2 protein-coding genes are annotated in these 8,762 nt (G+C 47.9%); both read right to left on the bottom strand.

What is annotated here, in order from left to right; genetic code table 11:
* Nucleotides 1-293: 293 nt before the first annotated feature.
* Entirely contained in the window at nucleotides 294-4,526 is a 4,233-nt protein-coding gene (locus QGP82_RS30595; RefSeq protein ID WP_163702759.1) for a toll/interleukin-1 receptor domain-containing protein, read from the bottom strand.
* Between the two features lie 242 nt (nucleotides 4,527-4,768).
* Nucleotides 4,769-8,587, bottom strand: coding sequence for a CHAT domain-containing protein (locus QGP82_RS30590; RefSeq protein ID WP_499061897.1), 3,819 nt, complete (start codon nucleotides 8,585-8,587; stop codon nucleotides 4,769-4,771).
* Nucleotides 8,588-8,762 lie beyond the last annotated feature (175 nt).

Here is an 8,762-nt window from a genome sequence, read left to right as displayed (position 1 = left end):
TGGTTGAGTTGATTGATACGATCTTGCACATTCATGGCAATAGGCTGAGCTTCTTTTGGTTTTGCTCTTTATCGCCTATTGCCGCTTCCTAGTGCATTCCTCTCTTCAAATTTCTACAAAGTCCAATTAGAGATAAAAGCGTTCTGGGAACAGGATAGCAAAATGCGACAAAGCAGCTCGCCAATTTTTAATCGGAGACACGATTGGGTTCTCTTTCTTACGGGCCATGGAGCGATCTCTTGATGTATATGGATGATAGATCGCTTACACAAAAATCAATACACTCTCCTGATCTACGATGCCTGACGACAGTACTTCTGAATCTCTTCAGGAGCCTCGTCATGGGTCTCTAAATAGCCCTCTAGCCAATTACAGCTTTGGTTCAGCATTTTATCCAACAGCTGGGTTTTACCCCCACTAATATCTAAATCTAAATCCCACAACAATAATCGATCGTCTTCTCCTACAGTGGCGATTAGCGTTTTATCTCGACTCATGCTCAGGTTGGTTACCCGATCTTGGTGTCCTCGCAGAGTGGTAACCAATTCCCCTTTAGATAACGACCATAGCTTTACCGTATGATCATAGCTACCAGTGGCAATCAAGTCATTCTGTTCATCATGGCTAAATTGAATCGATACAACGCCATCTTTATGCCCTTCCAGGGTGTTGAGCAATTTTCCATCTGTGCTCCAAAGCTTTGCTGTACCATCCGCACTGGCGGTGGCGATAGTTTTACCATCGGGGCTATAGGCGACTTTATGCACCCATCCCTTATGCCCTTCTATGCGCCTGGGCACCTGTCCCTCAAATCTGTCTGTGGCATTAATTTTGTTGTCGGGATCATAAATGATTTCGTAGACTTTGCCATTGTCCGCGTTCTCTCCCAATTTTCCATCCAGGTTCCACAGGTTGACAAAGTGTGCCCAGCCAGAGGTGGCCAGGGTTTTATTGTCGTCACTAAAGGCGATGCTCAATACATCCTTGGGAAAATCAACAATCTTGGTGACCAAGGTGCCGTCCCGTCGCCAAATGTATACCGAACGATCCGCCGCTCCTGTGGCAATAAACTGACCATCGGGGCTAAAGGTGACCGCATAAACAGGTCCTTTGTGTCCTTCTAAAGTGGTTAGTAATTTACCATTGCGGTCCCACAGCTTAGCGGTGTAGTCTGAGCTCGCCGATGCCAGAATTTCTCCGTCTGGACTGTAGCTTAACTCCCAAATTACAGAGTCATGGCCAGACAAGGTCTTGATTGGCTCACCTTTACGGTTCCATAATCGAATATTATTGTCAGCCCCCGCCGATGCAATCACTTGATCATCAGGGGAAAAGACAACGCTGTAGACATTGGCCTGGTGATCCCGTAGGGAGGTAATCAGGGGTCTATCTAATTCCCATAGGCGAATGGTGCGATCGCCACCGGCTGACACTAGCAAGCCATCCTCATTAAAATGGACTCTGTGGATCTGAGCACTGTGGCCAAATACGGTGGCAACCGGCTCCCCAGCCAACGTCCAAGTTCTAACCGTTTTATCCCAGCTGCCAGAGGCTAGAAACTTTCCATCCGGGCTAAAGCTCACATCGTATACCAGGGCATTGTGACCCCGGATTTCTCGAATGGGTTGTCCGGTTGCACTCCACAGACGGATGGTTTCATCCCAACTAGCTGATGCCAGGGTTTGACTATCCGGGCTAAAGGCCAGTCCTTTAACTTCAGCATTATGGCCCCGCAAGGTTTTAAGTGGTTTACCATCGGGGGTATACAGACGAATGCTACGGTCATCTGCCCCTGATGCGAGTAATTTGCCATCGGGGCTAAACTTAACCACCCGAACCGCTGCGATGTGCTGGGTGAGCTCTTTAAGGGGCATGCCGTCTTGTTGCCAAAGCCGGACACTTTTATCTTCACTGGCCGATGCTAATGTGCGTCCATCGGTTGCAAATGCCACGGATGTGATCGGTCCAGTATGGCCTTCCAGAGTGGTTAACAACTCATTTTGTGCGCCTAGTTGTCGAATCTGAATCTGGCTATTTTCTAGACCCATGGCCAATCGTTCTCCATCGGGGCTAAAGGCCACACTGAGCACCTGGGTATCATCCACTTTAATTTCTGCTAACTGATTGCCATTGATGCCCCAAACACGAGCGGTGCCATCGGCACTGGCGGAGGCAATCATTTGACCATCGTTGCTAACGGCGGTATCCCAGATGATGCCATCGTGGCCCTCTAATCGATTACGTTCCTGCACCCAAAAGACAGCTTGCTGTAGCGTGGTGACCACCAGGGCGCTATCGGAATGCGTTCGCTCATTATTTTTAATGGCAATGCCCGCCAGTGTCGCCTCTAGAAGTGCCTCAAAGGGCTGATGGGAGGCGAACAGGGCCAATGAGGTTTCGGTCTGGGCCAATACCGTTTTGTCTTCAGCTATTGTTTGTTGTTCTTCGGCTCGCGCTCGCTGTGCCAAGGCTTCTTGCTGGTTTCTTTTAGCTTCTAGTCTTGCTTGATTGGCGATTATACCAAGTGCGATCGCAACCAAAGAAATACAACCAATTACCCCCATACCAATTTGCTGCAAGCGAATTGCAGAACGCTGCCGACGAATCTCTTCAGACGCCGATGCCGTCACAAAATCTTGCTGTAGCCGGGTCGGCTGCGGTGTCTTTCCCTCAGCCTCTAATAGCCAGGTCTCTGTTTCCCGACGGGCTTTACCCCTGAGCAAAAGACTCTCATCACGATCCTGCTGATCCCAGTCTAGAGCTTGCACTAACAAGCGAGTATGAAAGCGAGTATAGGCTGGATCCGTTTCTAATGCCCGCAGCAATGTACTCAGGTTTGTCTTAAAGTCTTTCTTTTTACTGTGGAAATCAATCCACTGTATGGCTTCCAGGGCAGGATGCAACTCCTTAGTATTGACACGCTCATATAGCACCGTCAACATACGTTTATTTAAACTCCGGGCATAGTCGACTTCATCAGCACAGTAGGGAGACTGAATCGAACGAGGAGAAATAATAAACAGAAAGTGATCGGCACCTTCAATGCCATTGAAAATCTCTTCTTTATAGTTAGCAGCACCAGCCACAATACTCTCTTGATCAAACCAGGTGGTTTTACCATGGACCTGGAGCTCTTCATTTAGCTCACGGGCAAAGTCAGCATCTGCTCTGGAGTAAGAAATAAAGACATCAATGGATTGATTGGGAGGTTGTTGTAAACTCTCTTTAATAAACTCTTCTTGCAGCGGTAGTAGTCCTTGCTGGCCATGTTTACGGGCAACCTTAAGCCAGGCCTCTGCATGACGTAAGCTATGGTTCCGCAGTAATAGGCTTTTATTCTGCTCATTACGCTGCCACTTAAGGGCCTTTACCAGTAGCTGTTTGTGCCGCTGATAATAGTCGCCATTCTCCTGCAACTGCTTGACCAGTTTAGCGATGTCTCTCCCATAGGCACTGCCATCAATATCATTTTCGTTGACAAAATTAATAAATTGAATGGCCCGCAAATCGTCAGCCATCAGGTTTAGATCAAACTCACGCATCCTTAGCGGAATTATTTTCTTATTTAATTTGCGAGCATAGTCCAGTTCTTGCTGGCAATATTTAGACTCAAGGGACTTGGGAGACATCAAATAGACCATGTAGCTGGCCTCTTCAATGCCTTTATTAATTTCCGTCTGGAAGTCACCCCCTACTCGAATATCAGTGCGGTTAATCCAGGTGGTAAACCCTTCTCGCATTAAGGCCAACCGTAGTCTATCCATTAACTCCCGATCTTGCTCAGAATAGGAGAGGAAAACATCGGTCATTAGACCGTTGGCATTTTTGATGCTTTCTGTAATAAATTCACAGTGCAACGCTGTGGGTTCACAGGGGGCCTGTTGTTCTGCGTTGAATTTTTGCCTTAGCCAACGTTCGGCCTGCTGCCGGTTTTGCCCAATTAACAGGTATTGTGATTGTCTTTGATGGCGCTGCCAGGCTAAGGATTGAGCCAGCAGTGTAGTATGTTGGTGCACATAGTCCTGCTGTCGTTCAAAAATATCGAGCAGGCCCTGGAACGATGTTTGAAAATCATCAATGCCCTCTCGGAAGTATACCCAGTTAATTTTGCTGATAATTGGGTGCATGTTAGGGAAGCTAGAGTGCAGCCCCTTTGCCTGATAGTCTTGCCAATCGGCCTCTGTACCGTTGGGATGGCGCGACTGCCAGGTATCGCGATCAATGCTTTCCACATGGAGTAGGGGAATGATGCGCTTCCCCAACCGCAACGCGTGCTCAACTTCTAGACGGCAGTAAGGTGAATTGACCGAATGGGGGGCAATTACAAATAGAAAGTTTTGGCTGCGCTCAATGCCATCGTCAATCTGATTTTGATAGTCCACTCCCAAGGGAATGTCGTCAAAATCAAACCAGACTTCTAGCCCCTGCTGTACGAGACAGTTATTTAACTTGCTTGCAAATATTTTGCTATCGGCTCTGCCATAGGAGATAAATGCATCCTGTAAAGCAAATGTAGCTGATGACATGGAATTTCAAGAATTATTCAAGATTTCACCCAATCAGCAACAGGTGGTAGATGTGCTGATGCGCCATAACCGTATATTGTCTATACGCAGGTGCTGTTTTTTACATTAATAGCTTGTTTACAAGTAAATGAAACCCTGTTTGGCGAATCTCTAAGGTGAGTTAACACATATAAAGAAACGCCTTGCTCGTATACCTATACTTACTATATGTGGGCTCAGACCCCTTGTATACCCACAATGCTTTACCAGGGGCTCCCTACTAGACTAAATGCAGCCCAATAGTAGGGGTGGCTAAAGTCCCGCTGACCTTCAATCACTAGCTCAACGGGTAGTTTTTGGGCCTCACCCAGGCCCTTGAGCTGATCACCATCCACGAAAATATCACCACGGATCATGGCTAGCTGCGCCTGACGCAGGGCATCTGCCTTAATGATGGGCTGGCTTTCTTGCAATTGCCGATAAAATTCAATCATCAGGGCTGCTGAAGCCGCATCACTCACATTCCACAAACTGGCAATGGAGGTTTTAGCACCGGCCAGTACCGCAAAACCGGCAAACCCAAGCTCAGCAGAACGATTGCCTAAAGCAGTTTGACAGGCACTCAGGGTCAGCAGTTCCACCGGGGGCTGATTGAGGCCCAGGGTACGCATTTGGTCTAAGCTCAACCGTTCGTTGTAAAGGTAAAGATAGGACTTGGATAAGTCTCCTACGTTAAATTCGCCATGGGTGGCTAGGTGAATAATGCCATAGGGACTTTGCTGGCGTTCCCCCTTCAGCTGGTTGACGCTAAAGGCACTACCTTCTAAGACCTTACTCGTCCATTCAGATGCGATCGCATCTAACTCCACCGGCACCCCTGGCAAAGCCGCCTGATCGACAAACGTAGACGTTCCAGCCACCAACGCACTGACATTACTAATGTCCTGATAGGTCAAGTCCGTCAGGCTCAGACTCGGCATCAGCCCAATGTTGTAATTTTGGATAATGAAATTTTCACCATCATGCAGGGTAGCTAATGGCAAAGAACGCAGTCCTGCATCGGTCACAAAACTGAGCGTGTCAATATTTTGTGACTCTAGGTGAGTTTGAATAGGCGCAATCAGCCATTGGTAAAGTTGCTGGGCAGACCTGAGATAGCTAGTATCCCTTCGACCAGCACGGGTCGGTATGGACACCTGACGGCGCAAGCGCTGGGCCATCGTCAGAATCTCCTGACGTGTGACATCCACGGCAATAAACACTGGGTCTCCCTCTGCAGTAATCAAAAACAGTTCCAGGGGAGCTGATGGATCGGGAATCGTTAGGACGTTGCCCGCTTCATCAGTCTCTCCATCCAGACCAAAAACGGCATAAATCAACGCTGGTCGCTTACCCGTTTGCTGTTGTATTGTCAACAGCTGACGTTGAGCATTGACCAACTCTACTGTTTCTGTCGACGAATCTAACCCCAGTTGCAGATAGTCATTAAACTCAGAGGTGAGGCGGTCTTCAAGTTGTGAAAATTGTTGCTCCACCATGGAGGTGCCAGATTGCCCCACATCCACTGGTAAAGGATTGGAACGCACATCCTCATCCACCAATGGGTCAGTAACATTGTCTGGCTCTTCTGGCTCTTCTGGCGGCGGCGGTGGCGGTGGCGGTGACGGCGCAATTTCTGTCAGAATTTTAATATTGCCGATATCCTCACCTCCATCAAATGGTTCCTCTATCACCACATCAGAGAGAGTCAACGTTCCTGTCGTAATATCGCCTTCAGTACCATTGACTGCGCTACCACCACCAATAATAAAGGGGGTTTCCGTACTACCGCCATTATGGGAAATGGTAATATTGCCATTAGTGTTGCCACCCTCTGTCAAAATTGTGGTGGACGAAGGCAATAAAACTCCGATACCTCGAACAAAGCCGTCAAATGATTCGATATTGACCTCTCCACCTTCAGCAGTAGCACTGCTAGCATCAATCGAACTAAAAACAATATCGCTGTCCGCAATCAGGTCAACGTTGCCTGCCAATTGAGCTATTTCACTACCATTCAAGGTACTTGTATCAATCTCACCAACTTGGATAGATGTTTGTGATTCAATAAAAATGTCACCACCGGCACTACTAGCACTCGTGACAATGTTGTTTATATTAACAGCACCATCAGCTTGAATCGTTATATCTCCCCCTCCTAGAGGCGATGTCAGGAATTCTACCGATTCAGTTAATCGAGCCTGTGCTGTTTGAATCGGTGTAGATATGGTGACGGAGCCTTCTGAAGCTTGGATATCCACATCTCCAGACGATGTAATGAGATTACCCGTGACATTAATATCACCTTGAAACGATTCAATAATTAGCGTCCCATCACCAAGACTGATATCACCGTCAACCGTAATCTGTTCATTAGCCTCAAGAGTGAGATCTAAATCATTGGGATCAGGCACTTCAAAAGTCTCGGGTACTTCATCAGGGCCAATGCGGATCTCAGGTCTAGTCGCTTGACCATCGGTAATATCAGCTAAAATTTGGATCTCACCTTCAGCGATCAAACGTAAGCTACTGTCAGCATCAGCATTGTCATAATCCAGAGGCACTTCCAAAATAATGTTGCCTTCCCCTGGTGTATCACCGGTAGTGCGGACTTCAATATTTCCCCCTTCGGCAAGAGCGCTTTCAATCAGCTCTACACCTAATGTGGCATCAGTGGTTAGAGCCCCAACTTCAAAGGGATTGGTAGGGCTCACATTAGTCGCACCAGTCCCATCTACAATACGAATATTAGCCGGATCCAATAACCACAAGCCACCTGCACCGTTCGCCGCCGTAATATCTGGTGTGGTGCGAATATCCAACAGGGTCAAACCACTGGTTTCAATAAAGCCGCCATCTCCGCCATTATTGCCACCACGAGCAAATAACTGGCCAGCTATCCGCAAAAGATTCGTGCCCCAAGCAACAATCTTTCCACCGTCACCATTGTCTCGCGCATCGGCCCTAACAACAGAAGTCTCATCAATGAATGTGGTGGTTGCATTCGGAACACTGCCCTGCCCTAACTGATCGCCACCAATGAGAACTGTGCCGCCACCCGTCTCTCCTGAAGCGTCCACAGAGGCATCCACAAGCGCAATCTGCTCACCCAGAATCCCGATATTGCCGCCGTTATCTGCTTCTAGCTGGCCACTGACAAGGGCTGTGCCCGCCTCCACAGGAGTCTGTAATGAAGAGCCCGATAAACTTACCGTACCATCAGGGTTTACTGTGATATCGGTTGCCATACCCAAGTCCGCCGCACCAGTAAGCAAAGCAGGGATTGTTGCAATTGCAAAATCAACGCCTGGCGGCTCCCCTGTCTCAGGCAATGTTTCCAATTCCAAGCCTAGAAGCGATCCCGTTTGACTTAAACGTACCCGATTTTCTCCAGGCACCGCCATCACCAAAATTTCTCCATTGGGGGCCGACAGCTGTCCTGTATTAATGACCTGCCCACCTAATAAGGTCAGGGACTGTCCAGCCGTAACGGCGAGGTTACCTGTATTAACAACTGCACTAGCCACCTCATTGGCAAATACATAGCCAGTGGGTGCACCACTAAAGAGATTAAAATCATTGGTGCCTAGGGCGTCAAACACCTCAGAACCAAAGGCCAATCCAGTGGCGGTTGACGCTGAGAATGAGCCGCCTAAATTAAGCTGAGCATTCTCTCCAAAAAGAACACCCGCTGGATTGACTAAATAAAGATTGGCGTCTCCACCAACGGACAACAATCCGTCAATGATAGACGAATCACCACCGATAACTCGACCAATAATGTTTTCAACAACAGCTGGATTGCTAAACTGTGCAGCTTCCCCGGTAAGTAGACCAAACTGATCAAAGCTATGGAACAGTATCGTATTATCGCCAGATAAATTGCCCCCATCAATTTGATATTGATTACCCGCTTGCTGCACCGTAGTGGCTGGATCTGCTGGGGTAATGGACTGGGCCTGAGCAGTCGTCGTCAATGCGGTAGACCCTACTAACGTGATTAAAAACGCAGCAGTATGATGGCGGTTGAATAGACGGACCATAACAGGGTATGAGTAGAAAACCTCGCTAGGGATAACCAAACAAGCCGTTGCTGATTAGGTCTCAATAACGACTCCAAAAAAATTAAGTTTGGCCATTCCTGCTGGGGATGAACCCAAGTTCCACTATAAACACCCGCAGCGCTCCTGCCATCACTTACTAAGATGATTAAAGATT

It is taken from the genome of Leptothoe sp. LEGE 181152 (assembly GCF_032906605.1).
Lineage (GTDB): Bacteria > Cyanobacteriota > Cyanobacteriia > Phormidesmidales > Phormidesmidaceae > Leptothoe > Leptothoe turfae.
The sequence above is the reverse complement of the archived record's forward strand: the minus strand, read 5'-3'. Positions and strand labels throughout refer to the sequence as shown.

What these genes read in the sequence shown, in the direction of transcription:
- QGP82_RS30595 (WP_163702759.1), bottom strand. Translation starts at nt 4,526, where the DNA reads ATGTCATCAGCTACATTTGCTTTACAGGATGCATTTATCTCCTATGGC.
- QGP82_RS30590 (WP_499061897.1), bottom strand. Translation starts at nt 8,587, where the DNA reads ATGGTCCGTCTATTCAACCGCCATCATACTGCTGCGTTTTTAATCACG.